Annotated in this window: 23 protein-coding genes and 7 tRNA genes; 4 read left to right on the top strand and 26 right to left on the bottom strand. The window is 26.4% G+C overall.

All coding sequences use genetic code 11. The features are described from left to right. Nucleotides 1–5: 5 nt before the first annotated feature. The 16 genes from rpoB to ileS form a co-directional block, all read right to left on the bottom strand. On the bottom strand, nucleotides 6–3,815 hold the full coding sequence (rpoB, locus tag G9C01_RS01200) for a DNA-directed RNA polymerase subunit beta (protein ID WP_166266383.1): 3,810 nt from the start codon (nucleotides 3,813–3,815) through the stop codon (nucleotides 6–8). Between the two features lie 45 nt (nucleotides 3,816–3,860). Next, nucleotides 3,861–4,238: a 50S ribosomal protein L7/L12 gene (gene rplL / locus G9C01_RS01195; RefSeq protein WP_166265358.1), complete on the bottom strand. Its 378-nt coding sequence runs from the start codon at nucleotides 4,236–4,238 to the stop codon at nucleotides 3,861–3,863. A 59-nt stretch (nucleotides 4,239–4,297) separates the two neighbouring features. Further along, nucleotides 4,298–4,840 (bottom strand): 50S ribosomal protein L10, encoded by a 543-nt coding sequence (gene rplJ / locus G9C01_RS01190; protein ID WP_166265355.1) that lies wholly within the window; start codon nucleotides 4,838–4,840, stop codon nucleotides 4,298–4,300. After that, entirely contained in the window at nucleotides 4,837–5,532 is a 696-nt protein-coding gene (rplA, locus tag G9C01_RS01185; protein WP_166265352.1) for a 50S ribosomal protein L1, read from the bottom strand. Before rplA ends, rplJ begins: the two co-directional genes overlap by 4 nt. A 30-nt stretch (nucleotides 5,533–5,562) precedes the next feature. Then, on the bottom strand, nucleotides 5,563–5,991 hold the full coding sequence (rplK, locus tag G9C01_RS01180) for a 50S ribosomal protein L11 (protein ID WP_166265349.1): 429 nt from the start codon (nucleotides 5,989–5,991) through the stop codon (nucleotides 5,563–5,565). A 7-nt stretch (nucleotides 5,992–5,998) separates the two neighbouring features. Next, nucleotides 5,999–6,553, bottom strand: coding sequence for a transcription termination/antitermination protein NusG (nusG, locus tag G9C01_RS01175; RefSeq protein WP_166265346.1), 555 nt, complete (start codon nucleotides 6,551–6,553; stop codon nucleotides 5,999–6,001). 13 nt (nucleotides 6,554–6,566) lie between these two features. Next, complete coding sequence (secE, locus tag G9C01_RS01170) at nucleotides 6,567–6,752, bottom strand: preprotein translocase subunit SecE (RefSeq protein ID WP_166265343.1); 186 nt, start codon at nucleotides 6,750–6,752, stop codon at nucleotides 6,567–6,569. An 18-nt stretch (nucleotides 6,753–6,770) separates the two neighbouring features. Beyond that, nucleotides 6,771–6,843: transfer RNA gene (locus tag G9C01_RS01165), tRNA-Trp, on the bottom strand. A 26-nt stretch (nucleotides 6,844–6,869) separates the two neighbouring features. Next, nucleotides 6,870–8,057, bottom strand: coding sequence for an elongation factor Tu (tuf, locus tag G9C01_RS01160; protein ID WP_166265340.1), 1,188 nt, complete (start codon nucleotides 8,055–8,057; stop codon nucleotides 6,870–6,872). A gap of 31 nt (nucleotides 8,058–8,088) precedes the next feature. Continuing rightward, nucleotides 8,089–8,160: transfer RNA gene (locus G9C01_RS01155), tRNA-Thr, on the bottom strand. 28 nt (nucleotides 8,161–8,188) lie between these two features. Next, nucleotides 8,189–8,261: transfer RNA gene (locus G9C01_RS01150), tRNA-Gly, on the bottom strand. A gap of 7 nt (nucleotides 8,262–8,268) precedes the next feature. Further along, nucleotides 8,269–8,352: transfer RNA gene (locus tag G9C01_RS01145), tRNA-Tyr, on the bottom strand. A gap of 9 nt (nucleotides 8,353–8,361) precedes the next feature. Continuing rightward, a tRNA-Thr gene (locus tag G9C01_RS01140) sits at nucleotides 8,362–8,435 on the bottom strand. Nucleotides 8,436–8,519: 84 nt separating this feature from the next. Then, nucleotides 8,520–9,170 (bottom strand): lipoprotein signal peptidase, encoded by a 651-nt coding sequence (locus G9C01_RS01135; protein WP_166265337.1) that lies wholly within the window; start codon nucleotides 9,168–9,170, stop codon nucleotides 8,520–8,522. 11 nt (nucleotides 9,171–9,181) lie between these two features. Further along, nucleotides 9,182–9,577 (bottom strand): TraR/DksA family transcriptional regulator, encoded by a 396-nt coding sequence (locus G9C01_RS01130; protein WP_166265334.1) that lies wholly within the window; start codon nucleotides 9,575–9,577, stop codon nucleotides 9,182–9,184. Then, nucleotides 9,574–13,038, bottom strand: coding sequence for an isoleucine--tRNA ligase (gene ileS / locus G9C01_RS01125; protein ID WP_166265331.1), 3,465 nt, complete (start codon nucleotides 13,036–13,038; stop codon nucleotides 9,574–9,576). Before ileS ends, G9C01_RS01130 begins: the two co-directional genes overlap by 4 nt. A gap of 55 nt (nucleotides 13,039–13,093) precedes the next feature. Between ileS and mutS the strand changes: the two genes are divergently transcribed. From mutS to G9C01_RS01110, 3 genes are all read left to right on the top strand, one after another. After that, on the top strand, nucleotides 13,094–15,664 hold the full coding sequence (mutS, locus tag G9C01_RS01120) for a DNA mismatch repair protein MutS (RefSeq protein WP_166265328.1): 2,571 nt from the start codon (nucleotides 13,094–13,096) through the stop codon (nucleotides 15,662–15,664). A 47-nt stretch (nucleotides 15,665–15,711) separates the two neighbouring features. Then, a tRNA-Gly gene (locus G9C01_RS01115) sits at nucleotides 15,712–15,784 on the top strand. Between the two features lie 9 nt (nucleotides 15,785–15,793). Beyond that, nucleotides 15,794–15,878 (top strand) — tRNA-Leu (locus G9C01_RS01110). Nucleotides 15,879–15,894: 16 nt separating this feature from the next. On the opposite strand, the gene guaB is transcribed toward G9C01_RS01110, so the two are convergent. Further along, nucleotides 15,895–17,361 carry an IMP dehydrogenase gene (gene guaB / locus G9C01_RS01105; protein ID WP_166265326.1) on the bottom strand — a complete coding sequence of 489 codons (1,467 nt, stop codon included), beginning with the start codon at nucleotides 17,359–17,361 and terminating at the stop codon, nucleotides 15,895–15,897. A 175-nt stretch (nucleotides 17,362–17,536) separates the two neighbouring features. On the opposite strand from guaB, the gene G9C01_RS01100 reads away from it, so the two are divergent. Then, nucleotides 17,537–17,818: a hypothetical protein gene (locus G9C01_RS01100; RefSeq protein ID WP_242673957.1), complete on the top strand. Its 282-nt coding sequence runs from the start codon at nucleotides 17,537–17,539 to the stop codon at nucleotides 17,816–17,818. 69 nt (nucleotides 17,819–17,887) lie between these two features. Here the strand turns inward: G9C01_RS01100 and rplS are convergent, their stop codons facing one another. The 9 genes from rplS to G9C01_RS01060 all read right to left on the bottom strand — a co-directional run bounded on the left by rplS (nucleotide 17,888) and on the right by G9C01_RS01060 (nucleotide 26,910). Continuing rightward, nucleotides 17,888–18,226 carry a 50S ribosomal protein L19 gene (gene rplS / locus G9C01_RS01095; protein ID WP_166265320.1) on the bottom strand — a complete coding sequence of 113 codons (339 nt, stop codon included), beginning with the start codon at nucleotides 18,224–18,226 and terminating at the stop codon, nucleotides 17,888–17,890. Next, the gene (gene glmM / locus G9C01_RS01090; protein ID WP_166265317.1) at nucleotides 18,226–19,620 is read right to left on the bottom strand and encodes a phosphoglucosamine mutase; all 1,395 of its coding nucleotides are present in this window, start codon (nucleotides 19,618–19,620) and stop codon (nucleotides 18,226–18,228) included. Before glmM ends, rplS begins: the two co-directional genes overlap by 1 nt. A gap of 47 nt (nucleotides 19,621–19,667) precedes the next feature. Further along, nucleotides 19,668–20,015: an FtsX-like permease family protein gene (locus G9C01_RS03100; protein WP_242673956.1), complete on the bottom strand. Its 348-nt coding sequence runs from the start codon at nucleotides 20,013–20,015 to the stop codon at nucleotides 19,668–19,670. 296 nt (nucleotides 20,016–20,311) lie between these two features. After that, the gene (locus G9C01_RS03095; RefSeq protein WP_242673955.1) at nucleotides 20,312–20,887 is read right to left on the bottom strand and encodes a hypothetical protein; all 576 of its coding nucleotides are present in this window, start codon (nucleotides 20,885–20,887) and stop codon (nucleotides 20,312–20,314) included. Between the two features lie 15 nt (nucleotides 20,888–20,902). Next, the gene (dnaB, locus tag G9C01_RS01080) at nucleotides 20,903–22,444 is read right to left on the bottom strand and encodes a replicative DNA helicase (protein ID WP_166265314.1); all 1,542 of its coding nucleotides are present in this window, start codon (nucleotides 22,442–22,444) and stop codon (nucleotides 20,903–20,905) included. 73 nt (nucleotides 22,445–22,517) lie between these two features. Then, on the bottom strand, nucleotides 22,518–23,474 hold the full coding sequence (locus G9C01_RS01075) for an acetyl-CoA carboxylase carboxyltransferase subunit alpha (RefSeq protein ID WP_166265311.1): 957 nt from the start codon (nucleotides 23,472–23,474) through the stop codon (nucleotides 22,518–22,520). Between the two features lie 17 nt (nucleotides 23,475–23,491). Then, on the bottom strand, nucleotides 23,492–24,253 hold the full coding sequence (locus G9C01_RS01070; protein WP_166265308.1) for a succinate dehydrogenase/fumarate reductase iron-sulfur subunit: 762 nt from the start codon (nucleotides 24,251–24,253) through the stop codon (nucleotides 23,492–23,494). A 27-nt stretch (nucleotides 24,254–24,280) separates the two neighbouring features. Further along, nucleotides 24,281–26,305, bottom strand: a complete 2,025-nt coding sequence (locus G9C01_RS01065; protein ID WP_166265305.1) for a fumarate reductase/succinate dehydrogenase flavoprotein subunit — start codon at nucleotides 26,303–26,305, stop codon at nucleotides 24,281–24,283. Nucleotides 26,306–26,310: 5 nt separating this feature from the next. Then, nucleotides 26,311–26,910 carry a succinate dehydrogenase cytochrome b subunit gene (locus tag G9C01_RS01060; protein ID WP_242673954.1) on the bottom strand — a complete coding sequence of 200 codons (600 nt, stop codon included), beginning with the start codon at nucleotides 26,908–26,910 and terminating at the stop codon, nucleotides 26,311–26,313. Nucleotides 26,911–26,931 lie beyond the last annotated feature (21 nt).

The raw sequence follows: 26,931 nt of genomic DNA, 5'->3' as shown, positions 1-26,931 counted from the left end.
TCACTCTATTCTTCTAAACGTATATCTAATCCTAATCCTTTTAATTCATAACAAAGAACATTAAAAGATTCTGGATTATTAGGTTCAGGCATGGTTTCTCCTTTTACTATAGATTCATAAGTTTTAGCTCTTCCAGGAACATCATCTGATTTAACAGTTAAAATTTCACGTAAAATATTAGAAGCACCAAAAGCTTCTAAAGCCCAAACTTCCATTTCACCAAAACGTTGTCCTCCAAATTGAGCTTTACCTCCTAAAGGTTGTTGAGTAATTAAAGAATAAGGACCTATTGAACGTGCATGCATTTTATCATCTACCATATGACCTAATTTCAACATATATATCACTCCTACAGTGGCAGGTTGATCAAACCTTTCTCCTGTTCCTCCATCAAACAAATAGGTAGTACCAAAACGAGGAATTTGAGCTTTGTCTGTATATTTACTAATTTCTTCTATTGTTGCTCCATCAAATATAGGTGTTGAAAATTTAACATTTAATTTTTTTCCAGCCCAACCCAATACCGTCTCATATATTTGTCCTATATTCATTCTAGAGGGAACGCCTAAAGGATTTAAAACAATATCGACAGGACTTCCATCTTCTAAAAAAGGCATATCTTCTTCTCTCAATATTCTAGCTACTACACCTTTATTTCCATGTCTTCCTGCCATTTTATCTCCTACTTTTAGTTTTCTTTTTTTCGCAATATATACTTTTGCCATTTTGATTATTCCTGAAGGTAATTCATCCCCAACAGTAATAGAGAATTTTTGATGTTTAAAAGTTCCATTTAAATCACTCACTGCGATTTTATAATTATGTAAAATTTCTGATATTAAATTATTAATTTCAATATTATCAGTCCAATCACTATAATGAATATCTATATAATCATGTATACTACTCAGTATTTTTATTGTAAATTTTGTTCCTTTTTTTATTATTTCCTGTTTTTTTTCATTGAAAACAGAATTGAGACATAACTTTCCATCTAAAATAGATTGCAATTTTTTAATTAATAAGTTTTTTAAATTTGAAAATTTTTTTTCATATTCTTTTTCTAGATGTGTTATCTTTATTTTATCCTGAGCTCTAGATACTTTATCTTTTATACTTCTAGTGAAAAGTTTTGTATCTATAACAACTCCAAATAATGACGGTTCTGCTCTTAGAGAAGCATCCTTTACATTTCCAGCTTTATCTCCAAAAATAGCTCTTAATAATTTTTCTTCTGGAGTAGGATCAGATTCTCCTTTTGGAGTTATTTTTCCAATAAGAATATCTCCAGGTTTAACTTCTGCTCCTACTCTTATTATTCCATTTTCATCTAAATTTTTGGTTGCTTCTTCACTAACATTAGGTATATCATTAGTTAATTCTTCCATTCCTAATTTTGTATCACGAACATCTAAAGAGTATTCATCTATATGTATAGAAGTAAACCAATCTTCACTTACCACTTTTTCTGAAATTAAAACAGCATCTTCGAAGTTATATCCATTACATGGAATAAAAGCGGCTTTTAAATTCCTTCCTAAAGATAATTCGCCATTTTCTGTAGCATAACCTTCACATAAAATTTGTCCCTGAATTACTCTCGTTCCTTTTCTTACAATAGGCTTTAAATTTATACATGTATTTTGATTTGTTTTTCTAAATTTTATCAAATCATATACTTGAACTTGAAAATCAAAATTTACTAAATTTTCTTTATCTGTTTTATCATAACGAATAATAATTTTATTGGCATCAACATATTCCACTAATCCATTTTTTTTTGCATTAATTAATATACGTGAATCTCTTGCGACTTGTTCTTCTAAACCAGTTCCTACAATAGGTGTTTCAGGTTTTAATAAAGGAACGGCTTGGCGCATCATATTAGATCCCATCAAAGCTCTATTTGCATCATCATGTTCTAAAAAAGGAATTAGAGAAGCAGATATAGAAGCAATTTGATTTGGAGCTACATCTATATAATTTACTTGATTGGGATTAACTATAGGAAAATCTCCATCTTCACGAACTATAATTCTATCATATAAAAAATTTCCATATTCATCAATAGCATTAGCTTGTGCTATAATTTTACCTTCTTCCTCTTCTGCACTTAAATATTTTACTTTAGATTTTAAATCTACTTTTCCATTATATACAATTCTATAAGGAGTTTCAACAAATCCCATATTATTAATTTTCGCAAATACAGATAGAGAAGATATTAAACCTATATTTGGTCCTTCTGGAGTTTCTATAGGACATAATCTTCCATAATGAGAATAATTAACATCTCTTACCTCAAAACCTGCTCTTTCTCTGGATAATCCACCAGGACCTAATGCTGAAAGTCTTCTTTTATGAGTAATTTCAGATAAAGGATTTGTTTGATCCATAAATTGAGATAACTGGTTTGTTCCAAAAAAAGTATTTATTACGGATGATAAAGTTTTAGCATTAATCAGATCTACTGGCATAAAAACTTCATTATCACGAACATTCATTCTTTCTCTTATGGTTCTAGCCATTCTAGCTAAACCAATACTAAATTGAGTATACAATTGTTCTCCTACTGTTCTTACTCTTCTATTAGATAAATGATCAATATCATCTACTTCTCTTTTAGAATTAAACAAAGCATTTAAATGTTCTACTATTGCAATAATATCTTTTTTAGTTAAAACTAGATAATCAGGATCTATATTTAGACCTAGACGTTTATTTAACCGATATCTACCTACAGGTCCTAAACTATATCTAGCATCGGAAAAAAAAAGTTTATCTATAACTCCTCTAGCAGTTTCTTCATCTGGAGGTTCAGTATTTCTAAGTTGTCTATAAATATATTCTACAGCTTCTTTTTCAGAATTAGTGGGATCCTTATGTAAAGTATTATAAATAATAGAATAATCTTTCTTTCTTTCTCCTTCTTTATGCACTAAAATAGTTTTTATTTCATGATGAATTAAAATATCAATATGTTCTTCTTTTAAAAAAACATTTCTATCTATAAGAATTTCATTTTTTTCTACAGACAAAACTTCACCTGTATCTTCGTCAACAAAATCTTCATGCCAAATTTTTAAAACTCTAGCTGCTAGAGTTTTATTTAAAATATTTTTTTCATTATTTTCTATTTTTATTTCTTCAGCTAAATCAAATATTTCCAATATATCTTTATCTCTTTCATATCCTATGGCACGTAATAAAGTTGTCATAGGCAATTTTTTCTTTCTATCAATATATGCATACATAACATTATTAATATCTGTAGCAAATTCTATCCATGATCCTTTAAATGGAATAATTCTAGCAGAATAAAGTTTTGTTCCATTAGCATGATGGGATTGACCGAAAAAAACACCAGGAGAACGATGTAATTGAGATACAATTACTCTTTCCGATCCATTAAAAATAAATGAACCAGATGGAGTCATATAAGGACATGTTCCTAAATAAACATCTTGATACACTGTTTCAAAATCTTCGTGTTCAGGATCAGTACAATACAATTTTAATTTAGCTTTTAAAGGAACACTATAAGTTAAACCTCTTTCTATACATTCTTCTATTGAATATCTAGGAGAATCTATCGAATACCCTTTAAATTCTAAAACAAAAGAATTTCTAGCATCAGAAATTGGAAAATTTTCTGTAAAAGCTTTGAATAACCCCTCATTTTTTTTATCTTCTGGTTTTGCATCTAATTGAAAAAACTCTTTAAATGATTTGATTTGAATACCCAAAAAATCTGGATATTCTACTTGTTTTGCTACTGAAGCAAAAGTGATTCTTTTTTTTTCTATATTCACCAAATTCACCAATTTTAATTTAATGGATTTAAAAAAAATGTAAACTTATTATTTGAGTTCCACTTCAGCACCTATTTCTTCAAATTTATTTTTAAAATCTTCTGCTTCTTTTTTATTTACAGATTCTTTAAGAACACTGGGAATGTTATCTACTAAATCTTTAGATTCTTTAAGACCTTTTCCAGTTATTTCTTTTACTAATTTCACTACAGATAATTTAGAATTTCCAGATGATTTTAAAATTATGTTAAAAATACTTTTTTCCTCTTTTTCAGAAATTTTCTCTTTTTGATCTTGAGATGAAGTATTTTTTATTTGAACTGAAGTAGATGGTTCTATTCCATATTTTTTTTTTAATATAGTAGCTAATTCATTAACTTGTTTTACGGTTAGATTTACTAATTGTTCTGCTAACTTTTCTATCATTTTATTAATTTTTATATTATTAAATATTGTAAGTATAGAATACTTACTTTTTCATTTTTTCACTTTTTTTTAGAAGATAAAACTTCTAAAAGTCCACATATCTGATATTTTGTTGAATTTAAAAAAGATGAAACTATATTCTTTACTGATAATTGAAGTATATTTAAAATTTCAATGATCATATCTTCTTTTGATTTAAGATGTAACAATAAATCCAAATCTTTGTTTCCTCCAAAATAAAAAGATTCTTGAGCATAAACTCCTTTTAAATAAGGTTTTTCAATTTTTTCCTTAATATGAAAATCCTTGATAATTTTTGAAGTTATATTTGCAATGTTGAAATTTGAAAATAATATAGTTGTATTTCCATTTAAAATAGAAAAAAAAGAATCAAATTTTTTATTATAAATTTCATGTATAGCTTTTTTCAATAAAGTATTTTTTGCCATTTTCATTTTAATACCATGTTCATGGAAATTTTTTCTAAGAATAGATATTTTATGAGAATCTAAATTGGATATATCAACTAAATATATCATTTCATTATTTTCTAATATAGAAACTAATTTTAATACTTCTTTTTTTTTATTTTTTTTATTCATTTATTCACAATATTTCTTAAATCCAATGGAATACCAATACTCATAGTGCTAGATAAATAAATACTTTTTATATAAAAACCTTTAGATGTAGAAGGTTTATGCCGAATAATTACTTTCATAAATTCTTCGATATTTTCCAATAAATATTGATATGAAAACGAAATTTTTCCTACCGAAGCATGAATAATTCCATAACGATCTGCCTTAAAAGAAATCTTTCCAGATTTAATTTCTTTAATAGATTTTTCTGGATTGGCAGAAACGGTCTCCATTTTTGGATTGGGCATTAATCCTTTAGGACCCAGAATTTTTCCTATAGGACCCAATTGATTCATAACAGAAGGAGTAGCAACAATAACATCAACATGAGTCCATCCATGTTTAATTTTTTCAATATAATTTAATCCAACATAATCTGCTCCTGCTTTTTTTGATTCTAACTCTTTTTCTTTAGGAACCAAAGCTAAAATACTAATATTTTTACCCGTACCATGAGGTAATAAAACTGTCCCTCTTACCATTTGATTAGGAATACGAACATCTACATTAAGATGTACAGAAATATCAACAGATGCATCAAATTTTACAAAATCAATTTCTTGAACAAGAAATATTGCTTCTTTTAGAGAATACTTTCTACTAGAAACTTTTTCTAGAATTTTCTTTTTATTTTTGGTTAATCTTTTTGACATACTATGATAAAATGAATGAAATTTTATAATCTAACTATCAATTTCTATTCCCATAGATCTAGCTGTACCGGAAATCATAGATATAGCGGATTCAATCGAAAAACAATTAAAATCTTCCATTTTATTCTTTGCAATTATTTTAATTTTGTTTAAACTAATTTTTCCTATTTTAAAACGATTAGATTCTTTAGATCCTTTTTCTTTTTTTACTACAGCTAATAACTGAATAGAAACTGGAGGTTTTTTAATAACAAAAGAAAATGATTTGTCTTCATATACAGTTATTATAACTGGACATATTTCTCCCATTTTATTTTGAGTAAGAGAATTATATTGTTTACAAAATTCCATAATATTAACTCCAGAACTTCCCAAAATAGGACCAATAGGAGGGGCTGGACTTGCTTTTCCTCCATTGATTTTCTGTATTCTAATTCTTTTCATTACTTTTTTTTTCATGATTCCATTAAATTTTTTCTATTTGTGTAAAGTTCAATTCTAATGGAGTTTTTCTTCCAAAAATTAAAACAGCTAATTCTAATTTTTTTTTTTCTTCATTTATTTTTTCAATTGTTCCATTAAAACCTGTAAAAGGCCCATCTATCACTTTAATAGTTTCTCCTACTACAAAAGGAATACGAATATTTTCATAACTTTCAGATAATTGATCTATTTTTCCTAACATTTTATTAACTTCTTCATTCCTCATAGGAATAGGAACTGCTGAAGAACCTTTCCCTTCACTTAAAAAATTTATAACACCCGGAACATTTTTTATTGCATGAGCCGCTTCTCCTTCTAAATTTGCTTCTACCATAACATATCCAGGATAATGAACTTTCTCTCTATGAATTTTTTTTCCTTTTCTCATTTGTATAACTTTTTCAATAGGGACTAACACTTTTCCTATATGTTCCTGAAATCCATTATCTCTAACTTCATTTTCAATATATGATTTCACCTTGTTTTCTTGTCCACTCATGGTTTTTATTACATACCATTTCCTTTCCAAATCACTCATTAATATATAATTTTTATAAAGAAAATAATTTTTTAATCAAAAAAATAAAAAAACCATCTACTCCATATAAAAATATGGATAGAAATATGGAAAAAAAAGATACAATCATTGTTGTTTTTTGTAAATTTTCCCATTTAGGCCATGTAATACAATGAAAAAATTCATTATAAATTTCTAAAAAAAAATTATTTTTTTTCATGTATATATTTAGTCAATGCACGGACGGTAAGAATCGAACTTACGACCTTCGGTTTTGGAGACCGATGCTCTACCAACTAAGCTACATCCGTAGATATATTTTTATTTATTCATTAAATTAATCCATTATATGAATAACTTGTCCCGCTCCTACCGTTTTTCCGCCTTCACGAATAGCAAAACGTAAATTTTCACTTAAGGCTATGGGATGATGCAATTCTACCTCCATAGAAACGTTATCTCCAGGCATAACCATTTCTACGCCATTTGGAAGATGAATTTCTCCTGTTACATCTGTCGTTCTTAAATAAAATTGAGGACGATACTTATTATGAAAAGGAGTATGTCTTCCACCTTCTTCTTTTGTAAGAATATAAACTTCTGCTTTAAATTTTTTGTGAGGGTTTATAGATCCCGGAGTTCCAACTACCATTCCTCTTTTTATATCTTTTTTTTCTATTCCGCGTAATAATAACCCCACATTATCTCCTGCTTGACCTCTGTCTAATATTTTTCTAAACATCTCAACTCCTGTTACTGTGGACGATAATTTATTTTCTCCCATTCCAATTATATCAACTAAATCTCCTGTATTAATAATTCCACTTTCAATACGACCTGTTGCTACTGTTCCTCTTCCTGTTATAGTAAAAACATCTTCTACAGGCATCAAAAATGGTTTATCCATTTCACGAATAGGTTCAGGAATATAATCATCTAATACTTTCATTAAATCTTTTATTTTTTCTATCCATTTTTTTTCTCCATTTAAAGCTCCTAAAGCAGACCCTTGTATTATAGGAATATTTTCTCCATCATACTCATATTTAGAAAGTAATTCTCGAATTTCCATTTCTACTAATTCTAGTAATTCTGGATCATCTACTTGATCTACTTTATTCATAAATACAATAATTTTTGGAACACCTACTTGACGAGATAATAATATATGTTCTCTGGTTTGGGGCATAGGTCCGTCTGTAGCTGCTACAACTAGAATTGCCCCATCCATTTGAGCTGCTCCTGTAATCATATTTTTTACATAATCTGCATGTCCCGGACAATCAACATGTGCATAATGTCTATTTTCTGTTTCATATTCTACATGAGATGTATTAATAGTAATTCCTCTAGCCTTTTCTTCAGGAGCATTATCTATTGCATCAAAACTTTTTTCTTCTGCTAAACCAATCTCTGATAAAACTTTTGTAATTGCAGCAGTCAAAGTTGTTTTACCATGGTCTACATGACCTGTGGTACCTATATTTACGTGTGGTTTGTCTCGTTTAAATTTTTCTTTTGCCATGATAAAATTATTAAAATATTGAGTTTTAAAAAGCCAACGGCGGGATTTGAACCCGTGACCTCTTCCTTACCAAGGAAGTGCTCTACCACTGAGCTACATTGGCCATATCATTAATTATTCTCATATAATAGAGCGGAAGACGGGATTCGAACCCGCGACATTCAACTTGGAAGGCTGATGCTCTACCAACTGAGCTACTTCCGCTATGTGATGGGGAGAGCAGGATTCGAACCTGCGAAGGCAAAGCCAACAGATTTACAGTCTGTCCTCGTTAACCATACTTGAGTATCTCCCCAAAAAAAAAAGCCGATGGAGGGATTCGAACCCACGACCCCGAGATTACAAATCACGTGCTCTGACCAACTGAGCTACACCGGCTATTCAAATTTTATTCGTAATAATGAAAATCAGGACGATACAAATCTATGGAGATTTTTATAAATCTCAAAAAAATAATAAATGTTATAATATTTTTACATTTCTAATTTTAGATTTAAATATGATCAATAAAAACATCCCAATAGATATCATAACATCTGATAAATTAAAAATAGGTTTAAAAAATTGAAAATTATAACCTCCAAAAAATGGAATCCAGTAAGGAATATAGGTATCTATTATAGGAAAATAAAACATATCTACAACACATCCTTCCATAATAGAAGCATATCCCCTATTTTTTTCAAAAAAATCATAATTTATTTTAGATATTCCAATATAAGGAATCCATTTTTTATATTCTTGATTATAAATTGTTCCTGTATTAAATAATAATCCATATAATGCACTATCTAAAAAATTTCCTATAGCTCCAGATAAAATTAAACTTATAGGAATAGTAAAATATTTAGAAGAATCCTTTTTTATATTTCTATAAAGAAAAATAGAAATAAAAAAAACTAAAAAAAATCGTAATATGCTCAATATTATTTTTCCATGATATCCTTCATTAAAACTAATACCATAAGCCATTCCCGGATTTTCAACAAAAAGAATACGAAAAAAAGAAAATATAAAAACACCATCTCCTAATTTAAAATGAGTTTTAATATAAATTTTTAAAACTTGATCTATTAATAAAATAGAAAAAATAATTACAAAAAATTTTTTCAAAAAAATAAAATTTATTTATTTATTTTTTCTAGATGTCTTTTTCCTTCAATACTTAAAGTAGTGTGAGGGACTGCCATAAGACGTTCTTTTGGTATTAATTTGTTAGTAATACGACATATTCCATAATCTTTATTATCTACTCTAATTAATGCCGCATTTAAACTTTTTATAAATTTTTGTAAATGTTCCACAATTTGAGCATTTTGTTCTTTGCTTAAAGTTTCTGATCCTTCTTCAAAAGCTTTAAAAGTAGGATAAGTATCGTCTGTTCCATTATTTTGATCATTATAAAAAGATTTTTTAAAAATTGATAAATCCTTTTTTGCTTTTTTCAATTTTTCAAGTATAAGTTTACGAAATTCTTTTCTTTCTTCCATAGAATATCTTTGTTTCCCTTGTCCTTTCATTTTTTTATATTTTCCACTTTTAAAATCCGCATATATAATATGAATTTTTCTTCGAAATAGATCTCTTCTTCTTCTTCATGTTCTGTTTTTTTTTCTTGTAAAAAAATATCTACAGAAAGCGTTTCTTTACAAATAAAATCCTTATTTCTTTGTAAAATAATTTGTGTTTTATTTTGAGATAAATAATCTCCTTTTACACTGATATATACAAATATTTTTTCAATAACATTATATTTACGATCTTTTCTTAATTTTTGTATATGTCTAATTAATTCTCGAACAAAACCTTCTTCCCAAAGAAGATCTGTAATTCGTAAGTCTAATGCTATTGTAAATTTAGAATCAAATAAAACAGACCAACCTTTAATATATTCAGTAGTAATTTTAACATCTTCTAAAGAGAGTACTATTTTTTTTTCTCCCATAAAAAAAACGTATTTTTTATTTTTTTCTATTTCTCTAATTTTATTTTGATTAAATTTTTTTATAATTTCGGAAATTTTTTGAGTTTCATTTCCATATTTAGGCCCCAAAAATTGATAATTAGGTTTAATATGTTTAGTGTATTCAAGACTTTTATAAGAAGACGGAAATTCTATTTCTTTGACATTAGCTTCTTGAAATAAAATATCAGATGATTGTTTTAATTGAAAACGTATTTTTTTATCAGAAATAAGAATAAGCAATTTCTGCAAAGGTTGACGAATTTTAATTTTATTTTTTTTTCTTATCGAAAAAACCATTGCCACTATTTTCTGAATCAAAAGCATTTTATTCTCTAATTTTTTATTAATTAAATTAGAATCATAATTAGGAAAACTTGTAAAATGAATGCTTTTAAAATTGTCTTTTTTAGTTACAGAATTTAAATCCACATATAATTTTTCAGAAAAAAATGGAGCAATAGGAGAAATTAATTTAGCAACAACAGTTAAACATTTATAAAGAATTTGATATGCAGAAATTTTGTTTTTTGTATATTTTTCTTTCCAAAATCTTCTTCTACATAATCTAACATACCAATTACTTAATTTATCTAAAACAAAAGATGAAATCAAACGTGATACTTTAGTTGGATTGTAGTTAGCATAATAATTATCTGTTTTTTGAATAAGAGTATTTAATTCAGAAAGAATCCAAAAATCTAATTCAATGTACTCATTGAAGTTTTCTTTTTCTTTGTAAGAAAAACCATCAATATTTGCATATAAAACAAAAAAAGAATAGATATTGTACAATGTTCCAAAAAATTTGTTTATAATGGTATGAATTTCATTTATATTAAATTTTAAGTTTTCCCAAGGTTCGGAATTGAATATAATATACCAACGTATAGCATCAGGACCATAATTATCTATTAAATCAAAAGGATTTATAGTATTTCCTTTACTTTTTGACATTTTACGACCATTTTGATCCAAAACCAATCCTGTTGATACTACATTTTTATATGCTATAGAATCAAATAATAAACTGCTAATAGCATGTAAAGTAAAAAACCATCCTCTTATTTGATCTATTCCTTCCGAAATAAAATCAGCAGGAAATAATAAATTTTTATCTATATATTCTTTATTTTCAAATGGATAATGAAATTGAGCATATGGCATTGCTCCAGAATCAAACCATACATCAATTAAATCGGATTCTCTTTTCATAGGTTGTCCTTTAGAAGAAACCAATATGATTTTATCTAAAATATGTTTATGCAAATCTATTTTATTATAATTATCATCACTCATATCATCTAATAGAAAATCTTCAAATATGTTATATGACATAAAACCATATTTAATAGATTTTTGAATTTCAAAAAATAACTCTTTAATTGATCCTACCACGATTTCTTCATCTCCTTTTTCCGTTCTCCAAATAGGAATAGGTGTTCCCCAATATCTAGAACGTGAAAGATTCCAATCTTTTGTATTTCTTAACCAAGAATCAAAACGTTTTTTACCTGTAAAATCAGGATACCATTGAATTTTTTTATTCAAACTAATCATTTTATCTTTTATTTCTGTAGTTTTTACAAACCATGAATTTAATAGATAGTAAAGTATTGGTTTTTCTGTTCTCCAACAATGCGGATAAAAGTGAATATGTTTTTCCGTTCTAAATATTTTTTTTTCTTTTTCTAAAAAAAGAATTATTTCTTGATCTACTGAAAAAACTTTTTTTTGATTTGTATAAAATTCATTTTTAACATATTTTTCAGAAAATCCATGAGGAAAATTTTTTATAAATTTTCCTTGAAAATCAACTAAAGGAACGGGTATATTTTCTTCATTTAAAACTAACATAAGAGGAATATTGTATTTTTTAGATGCTGAAAAATCATCCATTCCAAATGTAGGAGAAATATGAACAATTCCTGATCCTTCATTAACATTCACAAAATTTCCTGTTATAATTTGAAATGCGTTTTCTTCGTTACGATAAGGTTTAAACCAAGGCAATAATTGCTCATATTTGCTGTGTATAATTTCTTTTCCTTTAAATTTTTTTATTATTAAATAAGGTATTTTTTTGTTTTTTTTTATATTTTTTACATCATAATCTAACAAAATATTATTTGAAACAGAATAAAATTGACTCGGTAATAATATTTTATGAATTAATTTTTCAGAAAAAACAATATTTTCTTTTAAAAAAGTATATGTATTATAAGTTTGTACTAAAACATAATCTATATCATAACCGAAAGCTAACGCTGTATTAGAAGGAAGAGTCCAAGGAGAAGTAGTCCATGATATAAAATATATATCCCCTGATATATTTTTAAATTTATCGGGTAAAGTATTTTTAATTGCTTTAAATTTTAAAAATGGAGATAATTGTTCTACTTTTTTATAAGTTCCCGGCATATTCAATTCATGATAACTTAATCCTGTTCCTGCAGCAGGAGAATAAGGTTGAATGGTAAAGCCTTTATAAATAAGATTTTTATTATATAATTTTTTAATCAACCACCATATACTTTCTATATATTTTGCATTATAGGTAATAAACGAATTATCTAAATCGACGAAAAAACCTATTTTATCTGTAAATAATTTCCATTTATTTAATGATGCATTAACAAAGTTTTTACAAAAATTATTATATTCTTTTACACTAATTTTTTTTCCTATATCATTTTTAGTAATTCCTATATTTTTTTCTACATTTAACTCTACTGGAAGTCCATGAGCATCCCAACCGGCTTTTCTAAAAACTTTTTTACCTTTCATCATATGATATCTACATAAAATATCCTTTATGGTTCTACTTAAAATATGATGAACCCCAGGATTTCCATTTAAAGATGGAGGCCCTTCATATAAAATATATGAAGGAATATTTTTTTTATTATGAAAATTAGAATTATTTTGAAAAATCTTATGTTTTTTCCAGTACTGAGATATTTCTATGGTTATCTGACTAAGATTCAATTTTTTATATTCTTTGAATATTCTTGACATAAGGCTATAATCTATAATAATAAATTAAATTAATAATCTTCTATTTTAATTTGATATGAATAAAAACAAAACTTTTTCTTACAAAAAAGAAGAAACTCCATTAATTAAACAATATAATAATATAAAAACTAAATATCCAGATACTATTCTATTATTTCAAGTTGGAGATTTTTATGAAACTTTTGGAGAAGATGCCATTAAATGTTCTCAAACATTAAATATTGTTCTAACTAAACGATCTCATATACATTTAGCAGGTTTTCCTTACCATTCTTTGAGTACTTATTTACCAAAATTAATACGTTCAGGATTTCGTGTTGCTATTTGTGATCAATTAGAAGAACCCAAAAAAGGAAAAAATATAGTTAAAAGAGGAGTAATAGAACTTGTAACTCCAGGAATAGCTATAGATGAAAATATTATATATCCTAAATCAAATAATTTTTTAGCTTCCATTCATATAGGAAAAAATAAAAATTTAGGTTTAAGTTTTTTAGATATTTCCACTGGAGAATTTTTTGTAACAGAAGATACGAAAAATAATATTTTACAATACTTGAAACACTTTCATCCTAGTGAAATTATTTTTCAAAAAAAGGAAAAAAAATTTTTTGATCAACTTCTAAAAGGAAAATATTATACATTTTTAATGGAAGACTATATGTTTGATTATTCATTTGCATATGAAAAACTAACATCACATTTTCAAATTAATTCTTTAAAAGGATTTGGAATAAATGATTTAAAATTAGGAATTATTTCTTGTGGAGTCATTTTATCCTATTTACATAATACTTTACACTTCAATATAAAACACATTTTTAATATAAAAAGAATAAAAAAGGAAGAACATATGTGGATTGATGATTTTACTTTTCGTAATTTAGAAATATTTTCTCCTTTAAATAAAGAAGGAATTTCTTTAATAAATGTATTGGATCATACTATTACTCCTATGGGAGGAAGATTATTAAAAAATTGGATTCTTTTTCCTTTAAAAAATTTATTTCATATAAAAAAACGTCATCAAATAGTACAAGAATTATGCAACAATAATATGATACGTCTTTTTATAAAAACGAAACTTAAAAATGTTTATGATATAGAAAGAATTACTTCTAAAATAGCCATTGGAAAAATTTCCCCACGTGAAATGTATGCATTGTATAAATCTTTGATTTCCATAATAGAAATACAAAAAGAATTCTTATCTCAAAAATCTAAAATTTTTATAAGTATTGGAAATTCTTTTCAAAACTGTAATTTTATATGTGAAAAAATTGCTAATACTATACAAAAAGATCCCCCACATCAAATTGAAAAAGGAAAAGGAAATGTTATAATTAAAGGATTTTCTAAAGAATTAGATGAAATTCGTGTAATGTACTTTTCTCAAAAAGAATATTTAGAAAAACTCTGTTCAATAGAACGATTAAAAACAGGAATTAATAATTTAAAAATTGGATATAACAATCTTTTTGGATATTTTTTTGAAGTTAAAATTTCTAAAAAAGAAAAAGTACCATCTCATTGGATACAAAAACAAACACTTACAAATTCTATTCGATATTTTACTGAAAAATTAAAAAATTATGAATCTAAAATTTTTAATGCAGAACAAAAAATATTTTATTTGGAAAAAAAAATATTTAATAATTTAATCAATCAAATATTAGAAAAAATAAACTTCTTACAAAAAAATTCGAAAATAATTGCAAAATTAGATGTCCTCTATTCTTTTGCTAGTTTAGCATTAGAAAATAATTATGTAAAACCTCAAGTAAATAATTCCTTAAAAATATCTATCATAAAAGGCAGACATCCAGTTATTGAAAGACAATTTATAGATAAAACCTCTTACATCCCTAATGATATTATTTTAAATAAATCGAATCAACAAATATTGATCATAACAGGACCTAATATGTCAGGAAAATCTGCCGTTTTACGTCAAACTGCTATCATTATATTAATGTCTCATATTGGAAGTTTTGTTCCTGCTAAATATGCAGAAATAGGATTAATAGATAAAATATTCAGTAGAGTTGGAGCTTCCGATAATATTTCTTTAGGAGAATCTACTTTCATGGTAGAAATGAATGAAACAGCAAGTATATTAAATAATCTTTCCAAAAGAAGCTTTATCATTTTAGATGAAATAGGAAGAGGAACAAGTACTTATGATGGAATTTCAATTGCAAAATCTATTATAGAATTCTTACATAAAAAAAATATACGTCCTCTAACCTTGTTTGCTACACATTATCATGAATTGAATGAAATGAGTTTTTTTTTAAAAAGAATAAAAAACTATCATATTTCCGTAAAAAAAATCAATGATAACATTATTTTTATGAGGAAATTAATAGCTGGAGGAAGTGAACACAGTTTTGGAATTTATGTAGCTAAAATATCAGGTATGCCCATAGAAATCATAAAAAGAGCAAAAAAAATATTAAATACATTAAAACCAAAAAAAAATAAAACGGAAATTAATAAAAGAAAAGTTTTGCATTCATTACAAAAAATAATTTTTTATTTAAAAACAATTAAAAATGTTGATTCTTTATCATTAAAATATGCAATTATAAAAATTCATGAAATTAAAAATTTATTAGATTATTAAAATTTGCTATATATATAAAGTGTATTTAAATTAGTATGAGTATGTATGCGAGAATAGCTCAGTTGGTAGAGCACGACCTTGCCAAGGTCGGGGCCGCGGGTTCAAATCCCGTTTCTCGCTTCCTAAATAACCCGGATGGTGGAATAGGTAGACACACAGGACTTAAAATCCTGTGATCATTGTGATCGTACGGGTTCAAATCCCGTTCCGGGTATTTTTGGAAACTTATTTTATGTTTTATAATTAAAATAGTTAGGAGATTCTTTTGTAATATTTACACTGTGAGGATGATTTTCTTTTAATCCTGAATTGGTAATTCTTACAAATCTTCCTTTCTTCATAAGTTCCACAATAGTGGAAACTCCACAATATCCCATTCCAGAACGTAATCCTCCACAAATTTGATAAATAACATCTCTCATTTTTCCTTTATAAGGAACTATAGCTTCTATTCCTTCCGGAACAGATTTTTCGGTAAATTGAAAATACCGATCTCTACTTCCTCTTTTCATAGCTATTAATGACCCCATTCCTACATAAGTTTTAAATTTTCTTCCTTGAAAAATAACTTCTTCTCCTGGAGCCTCATCTGTTCCAGCAAATAAACTTCCAATCATTACAGAACTTGCTCCGGCAGCAATAGCTTTTACTACATCTCCTGAATATCTAATTCCTCCATCAGAAATTACGTTAACATTTCTTTTTTTAGCATATTCATATACATCATTAATAGCTGTTATTTGTGGCATACCTACTCCAGCTATAACTCGCGTTGTACAGATAGATCCAGATCCGATTCCTACTTTTAAAATAGTCGAACCGGCATTTATCAAATCTTTGGCGCCTTCCATAGTAACTACATTTCCTGTTAATAGTGTGATTTTTGTAAAAGAATTTCTGATAGATTTTATTGTTTCCAAAATTTTATAAGAATGACCATGTGCCGAATCTATAGCTATAATATCTACTCCTACTTTAACTAAAGCTTCTACTCTTTCTAAAGTTCTTTTATCTATGCCAACAGCAGCACCTACACGTAAACGTCCTCTAGAATCTTTACAAGCATTAGGATATTCAATCAAATTATCAATATCACGAATCGTAATCAATCCCACTAATTTATTACAATCATCCACGATTGGCAATTTTTCTATTCTTTCTTCCAACAAAATATTTTTAGCTTTTTCTAGAGTTATATTTTGTTTAGATGTAATTAATTTTTCTTTTGTCATCACTTCTTCAACTAAAGAATCTAAATCTGTACGGTATTTTATATCTCTTTTAGTAATAATTCCTACTAATGAATGATTATCTTCTATAACAGGTAACCCAGAAATTTTAAATTTTTCCATAAGATATTTAGCATATTTTAATGTGGAATTTCTAGAAAGAGTAATAGGATCATCTATCATTCCGCTTTCACTCCTTTTAACTCGATAAACCTCTTCTGATTGATTTTCTATATTCATATTTTTATGAATAATTCCTATTCCTCCTTCTCTAGCTATAGATATAGCTAAAGATGACTCTGTAACTGTATCCATAGCAGCACTTAATATAGGAATATTCATAGTAATATCATGTGTAAGAGAAGTTTTAAGAGAAACTTCTGATGGAAGAATTGATGAATAAGAAGGAATAAGTAAAACATCATCAAAAGTAAGAGCTTCTTTTAAAATCTTTTTATTTAAAGACATAATATTTTTTTTTATAAAATTTTGTATAAAGACATAATATTCTTATTTTCAAACTAAAGAAAAAAAAATCTAATTTTGTTCTCTATTTTAAAAAAAATACAAATAATGATATATTTTCCAAATTTTTATATAAATTTGCCCAGAATATGTAATAACTGAAATACTATCGATTATGATGAAAAAATTAAGAATTACGGTCACTACAATTTTGTTAGCAATATTTTTATTTACAATTAGTTGCAACAACAAAAATAAAAATGAAAATAACTCTACTACAACAGAAGAGGAAAAAACAGCTAATAACAATGAGAATCAGACCGATTCAAACAATAGTACCCCTCCTACAACTCCTAGTGAGGACTCCTCAAAAAACAATAATAATAATGAGGAAAATAATAACAATACAACTGAAAAAGAAAAAGGAACAACTGAAGAAAACGATAAAAATAATAAATAAATAAGAGTATAGAGTCTAAGTAAAAGCGAAAAAAGCGGTGCACTATTTCACTTTATTTTTTTTCGCTTTTCAACTTTTTACTCTAGCTTTTTTTCCTTTTAAAGCTCTAAAATAATAAATTTTAGATCTCCTAACTTTTCCTTTTTTGTTTATTTCTATCTTTTGTATGTTAGGTTGATTGAAAATAAATATACGTTCTATTCCAATTCCTGTACTGATTTTACGAATTGTAAATGTTTTAGTTAATCCTTTTCCTTGTTTTTTTATAACAACTCCTTTAAAAGATTGAATTCTTTTTTTTTCTCCTTCTTTAATTTCAAAAAAAACAGTCACTGTATCTCCTGAATGAAATAATGGAAAATCATTTCTAGAAGAACATTTATCTTCTATATATTTTATATAATTCATCATAATTCTTTTATTTCATATATAATTTTCTTAGCTAAAAAATTAGCTCTTTCCTTTGAAGTACTTTCTGTATGTATTCTAATGATATTTTCAGTATTTGATTTTCTGATATGGATCCATTCATTAGATTTTAAATAGATTTTAATTCCATCCTTGAAATCCATTTTTTCTCCTTTATATTTTTTCTTTATTATTTTTAATAAAATTTTAATTTTGTCATTATTATGAGAAAAAAATCGAATTTTTTTTTTCGACATAAAATAATTGGAATATCTTTTTTTTAATTTAGATAACGGTATATTAGCAAGTTTAGCTATTTGAGTTAAAAACAATGCAATTCCAATCAATGCATCTCTTCCATAACGCAAATTAGGATAAATAACTCCTCCATTTCCTTCACCCCCAATAACAGCATGAACCTCTTTCATTTTTTTTACGACGTGTACTTCTCCAACAGGAGAAGAATAATATGGTACTTTTTTTTTGATAGATAGATCTTTTAATGCATGAGAAGAAGACAAAGTTGATACAATAGGCCCTAATTTATTTTCTAATATATAATCAGCTATAGACACTAAGGTATATTCTTCTCCAAAAAAATCTCCGTTTTCGCAAATAAACACTACACGATCTACATCGGGATCTACAGATATTCCCAAATTGGCCTTAAAATCCGGTACTTTTTTACATATTTCTTTTAAATTTTTTTCAATAGGCTCAGGATTATGAGCAAAATCTCCATGAGGATCACAATACATTTTAATAACATGAACTCCCAAATATTTTAACAAAATAGGGACCGCTATTCCTCCTGTAGAATTAATTCCATCTACCACAACTTTTAATTTCGCCTTCTGGATAAGATCTTTATCTATAATAGGTAATGAAATAATTTTTTCTATATGTTTTTGAATATAATTTTTTTTATAAATAAGATTCCCTAATTTTTTGTATGAAGAAAAATTAAAATATTTTTTTTCTGTTATATAGAACAATTTTTGAAAATCTTCTTCAGATAAGAATTCTCCATAAGAATTGAACATTTTTAATCCATTCCAATTTTTAGGATTGTGACTTGCCGTCAACATAACTCCTCCATCCGCTCTTTCGTTGATTACAGCAATTCCAACAGTAGGAGTAGTAGACAAACCTATGTTGATTACATCTACACCAAGACTTTGAAAAGTAATTATTAAAAATTGTTGAAACAAAACAGAAGAAATTCTTCCATCTCTACCTAATATTATAACAAATTTTTTCTTATTATTATGTTTTTTTTTCATCCAGGAAACATATCCTGCGGAAAATTGAATGATATCTATGGGAGAAAATCCTTTTCCTACCTTTCCTCCCAATGTTCCTCTTATTCCAGATGAAGATTTTACAAGTGTCAAAAACTTATTGAATTTTTTTACAAAAATACGAAATTAAATTTTTTGGATTATTCAAATTCTATAACTTTTATAGGAGAAATTTTTTTAATAAAAAATAATGCAGGAAAAAGTATTGTTATAAAACAAATAAAAATAAGAGATAAATTGATAATGATAATATGTTGTATATTAATATAAATAGGAACAAAATCAATAAAATATTGTATTTTATTCAAAAATATTAAATGAAATTTTTTTAGTAATACTAATAAAGTAATTCCAATACTATTTCCTATAATTAATGAAGGTATTAATATTTGTATGATATACAATAAAAATATTTTAAGTATAACTTGGTTTTTCGCTCCTAAAGTTTTTAAAATACCTATAGTTTTAATTCTTTCTAAAAGAAGCATCAGAATAAATACAATCATGTTGATGGTTACGGATGCAAAAATAATCAAGCTAATGACAATAATATTTATGTCAAAAATATTTATCCATTTTACAAAATCATGATTATTAATATTAAAGAAAAGTTCTTTGGATTCTTTATTAAAAATTCTTTTTTTGATATTATCATAGGATACAAAAATTTCAAATTTTTCTACTAAATTTTTTTCATATCCATAAATTTTTTGAATAGATTTTATATTTCCAATAATATATACATCATCAAATTCTGGTATTCCAGTTTCATATAAACCAGAAATTATAAATTTTTTAGAAATGATAATAGGATTTTTTTTTTATCAAAAGAAATAAAATCAATTCTGATGTTGGAACCAACATTTAATCCTAATGATAAGGATACTTTTTTAGATAACAAAACATTTTTATGAGATAGAAGTTTTTTTCGAAAAAAATTTTCAGTAATTAAAAAATACTTAAAAAAAATAGGATTATAATCTTCATATAAACCTTTAAATATATATCTATCTATTTTTCTACTTGTAGAAACAATTACGTCACTTTCTATAATTCCATGAATTTGTTGAATTAAATTTTTTTTACTAAATTTTCTGAGTAACAAATTTTTTTCCGTTACAGAAAAATAACGATTATTTGTTGTTAGAGTATTTTTTTGTATTATAATTTGTCCTCTTATATTTAATAGTTTTTCTTTTATAATTTCTTTAAATCCAAACCCTATAGAAAAAGTTAAAAACGTAATAATTAAAGCAATAATTATTGTTATTTGTGTTATTATGACTATAATACGAAGAGTTTTATTTTTTCTACAATCCTCCCAAATCGTTTTTTTGTAAAAAAACCATTCAAAATTCAATTTTACTTTTTTATTTTAAATATCTTCATCTAAATAATTTCCGTTATTGAAATTGATTTCATTATTATATTCTGAATTTTCGAAATCATTATAAGGAGAAGACATAAAAAAATTTTTTTTATAATCTTCTTCACAAGATAAAGAAATAGTTTTTTTTTCTTCTAAATTTGCAAATTTAGCCTGATCACTTATAAATTTTATACGAAATTTATCTAGTCCCCCATTTCTATGCTTAGCTATTATAATTTCTGCTTGTCCTATACAAGAATCATTATTTTCATCCGAATCCCAAATTTTAAATCCATAATATTCAGGTCTATAAATAAATAAAACTATATCTGCATCTTGTTCAATAGCTCCTGATTCCCGTAAATCAGATAATATAGGTCGTTTGCTTCCTCCTCTTGTTTCTACTGCTCTAGATAGTTGAGATAAAGCTATAATTGGAATATCTAATTCTTTAGCTATAGATTTTAAACTTCTAGAAATAACTGATATCTCTTGCTCTCTATTTTGTAATTTATAATTATGATCATTAATCCCCATTAATTGCATATAATCTATAAATATCAATTTAATTCCATGTTGAGATATTAAACGCCGACATTTTGCACGTAAACTAAATATAGATAAAGAAGGAGTATCATCTATCAATAAGGGGACATTCTTCAAATTTTTTGTTTTATGTAATAAATGTTTCCAGTCTAATTGAGATAAATTAGCTTTTCTAATTTTTTCTGAAGAAATTCCAGTTTCTGATGAGATTAATTTTGTAATTAACTGAATTGAAGACATTTCTAATGAAAAAATTGTAATTGGAATTTTTTGATCTACAACTATGTTTTTTACCATAGATAACATAAAAGTTGTTTTTCCCATTCCAGGTCTAGAAGCCAATATAATTAAATCAGAATTTTGCCATCCAGAAGTAATATGATCCAACTGATGAAATCCAGAAGAAATTCCACTTAATCCTTCTTTTTCTGTTTTTTTAATTTTATCGATAGCTTTTTGTATTATAGATTGAGTTGTTTCATATTTTTTTTCTATTAAATATTTTTGATGAATTTCAAATAATTTTGATTCTGCATAATCTAAAAGATCAAAAACATCTGTATTTTCCTCATAACATTCTTGAATAACATTAGAAAATATACTAATTAGTTTTCTTAAAATAAATTTTTGTATTACGATACGACTATGATATTCTATATGTGCAGAAGAAATAACTTTTTGTGTTAACTCAATCAAATATAATTCTCCTCCTATTGATTCCAGTTTTCCTATTCTTTTGAGTTCATTTAAAACAGTGTATATATCTATAGGATTAGAATCGTGATATAATTTTTGTATTGCAAAAAATATTTCTTGATGTTCTTTTTTATAAAAAAATTCGGGAAAAAGTATATCAATAACTTCATCTAACCCTTTTTTATCAATCATAATTCCCCCTATTATAGCTTCTTCTAAATCTAATGCTTGAGGAGGAATTTTTCCTTTTTTTTTCATGGAATCAAAACAAAATTTTTTTGTTTTTTCCTGTATAATATTACTCATAAAATCATTTTAATAAACGTGATATGATGAAGTAAACAGAAAATCTGTTAATTAGAATAGAGTTGCTAAAAATTTATTCATCAAAAAAACCAATAGAAATATACTTATTTTTTCTCTCTTCAATAAGAGATTCGATATTAATTTCAGATAATTGTTTATAATGTTTAATAATTTGTTTTTTTACAATTTTGTAAGCTTTTTCAGGAAAAAAATGAGCTCCTCCTAAAGGTTCTTTAATTACATCATCTACAAGATTTAATTTATACATATTTTCTGCTGTTAATTTCAATGATTCTGCTGATTTTTCTTTATTTTCACGATTTCCCCAAAGGATTGTAGAACAACTTTCAGGAGAAATAACAGAAAACCAGGAATTTTCCATCATTGAAATCTTATCTCCTATTCCTAATCCTAAAGCTCCTCCACTAGCTCCCTCTCCTATAATTAAAACAATAATAGGTACTTTTAAACACATCATTTCATAGATATTTTTACCAATAGCTTCTCCTTGCCCCCTTTCTTCGGCTTCAATTCCAGGAAAAGCTCCAGGCGTGTCAATAAAAGTAACAATAGGTTTTTCAAATTTTTCTGCTAATTTCATAAGACGCAAAGCTTTTCTATATCCTTCTGGATTAGGCATCCCAAATCTTCTATACTGTCTATCCTTAGTATTTTTTCCTTTTTGAGTTCCAATTAACATAAAAGTATAATCCTCTATTTTTCCAAATCCTCCTACAATAGCTTTATCGTCACCAAAATGACGATCTCCATGTAATTCTATAAAAGAACCTTTTTTTGTTATGAAATGTATATAATCTAAAGTATAAGGTCTATTTGGATGTCTAGATAATTGTACTCTTTGCCAAGGAGTAAGATTACTGTGTAATTTTTTTATGGTTTCTTCCAATTTAAATTGCAATTGATTGCAAACCTCTTTCATATTTATTCCACTTTTTTTTTCTATTAATACACAGTTAATATACTGATCTTGAATTTCTTGTATTGGTTTTTCAAAATCTAAATATTCCATATTAAAAAAAATAGAATTTAAAAGGTAAATGATTGAATGTATTCACGATTCATTAAAGAAATATATTCCGTGGATATTCCTTTTGGACATTCAATTTCACATGCTCTAGTATTAGTACAACTTCCAAATCCTTCTTCATCCATTTTATTGATCATATTTATAACTCTTTTTTTTCTTTCTATCTTTCCTTGAGGTAATAAAGCAAATTGTGAAACTTTTGCCGAAACAAATAACATTGCCGATCTATTTTTACATGCCGCAACACACGCTCCACAACCTATACATGTAGCAGCATCAAAAGCTTTATCTACTTGATCTTTTGGAATTGGAATCATATTACCATCTATTGTTTTTCCAAATGTATTCACAGATATATATCCACCTGATATAATAATTCTATCAAAAGAAGATCTATCAACGACAAGATCTTTAATTATAGGAAAAGGTTTAGCTCTCCAAGGTTCTACATATATAGTTTCTCCTTCATGAAAATGACGCATATGAAGTTGACAAGTAGTAATTAAATTATCTGGCCCATGAGCTCTTCCATTAATATATAGAGAACACATTCCACAAATACCTTCACGACAATCATGATCAAATGATATTGGAGAAGAATCTTTTTTTTCACATATAATTTTATTATTTAAAATATCTAACATTTCTAAGAATGAACTGTTAGGAGATATGTTATGGATTTGATAAGTTTTAAAATAACCTCTTTCCTCACAATTTTTCTGTCTCCATATTTTTAACTTAAAATTCATAAGTTTTTCCATACAATCTTTTATTATATTTTTTTTATATTATTTATAAGAACGTGACTGTACTTTTACAAAAGTAAAATTTAAATTTTCTTTATGCATAATTTCATCACTTACAGGATGATTTTCTTTATATTCCCATAGAGAAACATATTTATAATGAACATCATCACGAAGAGCTTCTCCTTCTTTTGTTTGATATTCTTCACGAAAATGACTTCCACAAGATTCTTTTCTATTTAAAGCATCCATAGCCATTAATTCTCCTAGTTCTAAAAAATCTGCAACACGTCCAGCTTTCTCTAATTCAGAGTTTAATCCATCATCAATATTTCCAGGAACAAAAATATTTTTCCAAAATTCATATCGGAGTTCTTGTATCCTTTTTATAGCTTTACACAGACCTATATGATTTCTACTCATTCCCACATATTTCCACATAATATTTCCAAGTTTTTTATGAAAAAAATCAACAGGCATATTTCCATTATTTTTAATAAGTTTTTGAATTCTATTTTTTACATTTTTTTCTGATAATTGAAAAGCTATATGTTTTGTAGATATTTTTTCTGTAATACATTCAGATAAATAATCTGCTATAGTATATGGTAAAATAAAATAACCATCAGCTAATCCTTGCATTAATGCAGAAGCTCCAAGTCGATTTGCTCCATGATCAGAGAAATTAGCCTCTCCTATAATATAACATCCCGGAATAGAAGACATTAAATTATAATCTACCCACAATCCTCCCATGCTATAATGTACTGCTGGATATATTTTCATAGGAGTGTGGTAAGGATTGTCATTAGTTATTTTTTCATACATATGAAATAAATTACCATATTTAGACTCCATTATTTCTTTTCCTAATTTATTATTGTGTAATAAACTAGATTGTTGAATTCCTAATTCATTTTCTTTTTCTTTTCCATATTTTTCTATAGAAAAACGGAAATCTAAAAATACACCTTCTTTAGTTTCATTATTTTCTATTCCAAACCCTTTATCACAACGTTCTTTTGCCGCTCTAGAAGCAACATCTCTTGGTACAAGATTTCCAAATGAAGGATAACGTCTTTCAAGATAATAATCTCTATCTTCTTCATTTATATTCTCAGGTTTTTTATACCCATTACGTATGGAAATAGCATCTTCTAATTTTTTGGGAACCCATATTCTTCCATCGTTTCTTAATGACTCAGACATTAATGTTAATTTAGATTGATAGTTTCCATGTACTGGAATACAAGTGGGATGTATTTGAGTGAAACAAGGATTCGCAAAAAATCCTCCTTTTTTATGGACTTTCCATATAGCACTTGCATTAGATCCCATTGCATTAGTTGATAAAAAAAATACATTTCCATAACCTCCTGAAGCTATAACTACAGCATGTGCGGCATGTCTTTCTATTTTTCCAGAAATAAGATTTCTAGCAATAATGCCTTTAGCTACTCCATCCACAATAACTAAATCTAACATTTCATGACGATTATACATTTTAATTCTTCCTATTCCAATTTGTCTAGATATAGAAGAATAACAGGCCAATAAAAGTTGTTGTCCTGTTTGTCCTTTAGCATAAAAAGTTCTGGATACTTTTGTTCCTCCAAAAGATCTAGTATCCAAATATCCTGCATAATCACGAGCAAATGGAACTCCTTGTGCTACACATTGATCTATAATATTAGAAGATATCTCTGCTAAACGATAAACATTTGCTTCTCTAGATCTATAATCTCCTCCTTTAATTGTATCATAGAATAGTTGATAAACAGAATCATTATCTCCCTTATAATTTTTAGATGCATTAATTCCTCCTTGTGCAGCTACAGAATGAGCTCTTCTTGGAGAATCTTGGTAACAAAAGGCCTTTACTTGATATCCTAATTCTGACAGAGAAGCAGCGGCTGAACCTCCAGAAAGTCCTGTTCCAACAACAATAATTTCTATATTGGATCTGTTGTTAGGAGATACTAATTTTAAAGTCGATTTATGATCTTCCCATTTGTGAGTTAGTGAACTCAATGGAATTTTTGAATTGAGCTTAAAGGTATTTTTCATTAATATTAGTTTTCATTAAAGAAAAACCAAATAGCAATAATAGAAAATCCAGAACAAATAAACCATAGGTATAAAAAACCCAATTTTTGTATCCAAAATAATCTTCTTTTATTAGATAGACCTAAAGATTGAAAAGAAGATTGAAATCCATGATTTAAATGAATTCCTAGAATCAAAAATGAAAACACATATATAAATGTATAAAAAGGATTTTTAAATAGAGAAACAACTATATTGTAATCAGAAATTGAATGATTTGAATACTTCATAGGAATCATGAAATTTATAAGATGTAAAACTAAAAAACATAAAATTAAAATTCCTGTATATATCATTGTACGACTACTAAACGAAGTAGTAAAATAAAAATTCATAGCATAATCAACTTTTCCTTTTATTTTTTGATTCTCTAAATGTAATTTAACTCCTAATAAAATATGAATTATAAAACCTACAGCTAAAACATATTCCATAATTCTAACAAATATATTTCCTCTCATAAAAAAAACAGCTTCGTTAAAAGCTTTTTCTCCTGAAAAAAGAAATAAATTAACACTTAAATGTAACAGCAAAAAAATCATTAAAAAAACTCCTGTTGTGGCCATAACCACTTTTTTTCCAACAGA

The organism is Blattabacterium sp. DPU (genome assembly GCF_011290385.1).
Lineage (GTDB): Bacteria > Bacteroidota > Bacteroidia > Flavobacteriales > Blattabacteriaceae > Blattabacterium.
The sequence above is the reverse complement of the archived record's forward strand: the minus strand, read 5'-3'. Positions and strand labels throughout refer to the sequence as shown.

Coding starts and splice junctions, on each gene's coding strand:
- rplL (WP_166265358.1), bottom strand. CDS start 4,238: ATGATAGAAAAGTTAGCAGAACAATTAGTAAATCTAACCGTAAAACAA.
- rplJ (WP_166265355.1), bottom strand. CDS start 4,840: ATGAATAAAAAAAATAAAAAAAAAGAAGTATTAAAATTAGTTTCTATA.
- rplA (WP_166265352.1), bottom strand. CDS start 5,532: ATGTCAAAAAGATTAACCAAAAATAAAAAGAAAATTCTAGAAAAAGTT.
- rplK (WP_166265349.1), bottom strand. CDS start 5,991: ATGAAAAAAAAAGTAATGAAAAGAATTAGAATACAGAAAATCAATGGA.
- nusG (WP_166265346.1), bottom strand. CDS start 6,553: ATGAGTGATTTGGAAAGGAAATGGTATGTAATAAAAACCATGAGTGGA.
- secE (WP_166265343.1), bottom strand. CDS start 6,752: ATGAAAAAAAATAATTTTTTTTTAGAAATTTATAATGAATTTTTTCAT.
- tuf (WP_166265340.1), bottom strand. CDS start 8,057: ATGGCAAAAGAAAAATTTAAACGAGACAAACCACACGTAAATATAGGT.
- G9C01_RS01130 (WP_166265334.1), bottom strand. CDS start 9,577: ATGAAAGGACAAGGGAAACAAAGATATTCTATGGAAGAAAGAAAAGAA.
- ileS (WP_166265331.1), bottom strand. CDS start 13,038: ATGTCAAGAATATTCAAAGAATATAAAAAATTGAATCTTAGTCAGATA.
- mutS (WP_166265328.1), top strand. CDS start 13,094: ATGAATAAAAACAAAACTTTTTCTTACAAAAAAGAAGAAACTCCATTA.
- guaB (WP_166265326.1), bottom strand. CDS start 17,361: ATGTCTTTAAATAAAAAGATTTTAAAAGAAGCTCTTACTTTTGATGAT.
- G9C01_RS01100 (WP_242673957.1), top strand. CDS start 17,537: ATGAAAAAATTAAGAATTACGGTCACTACAATTTTGTTAGCAATATTT.
- rplS (WP_166265320.1), bottom strand. CDS start 18,226: ATGAATTATATAAAATATATAGAAGATAAATGTTCTTCTAGAAATGAT.
- G9C01_RS03100 (WP_242673956.1), bottom strand. CDS start 20,015: ATGCTTCTTTTAGAAAGAATTAAAACTATAGGTATTTTAAAAACTTTA.
- dnaB (WP_166265314.1), bottom strand. CDS start 22,444: ATGAGTAATATTATACAGGAAAAAACAAAAAAATTTTGTTTTGATTCC.
- G9C01_RS01075 (WP_166265311.1), bottom strand. CDS start 23,474: ATGGAATATTTAGATTTTGAAAAACCAATACAAGAAATTCAAGATCAG.
- G9C01_RS01070 (WP_166265308.1), bottom strand. CDS start 24,253: ATGGAAAAACTTATGAATTTTAAGTTAAAAATATGGAGACAGAAAAAT.
- G9C01_RS01065 (WP_166265305.1), bottom strand. CDS start 26,305: ATGAAAAATACCTTTAAGCTCAATTCAAAAATTCCATTGAGTTCACTA.
- G9C01_RS01060 (WP_242673954.1), bottom strand. CDS start 26,910: ATGGCCACAACAGGAGTTTTTTTAATGATTTTTTTGCTGTTACATTTA.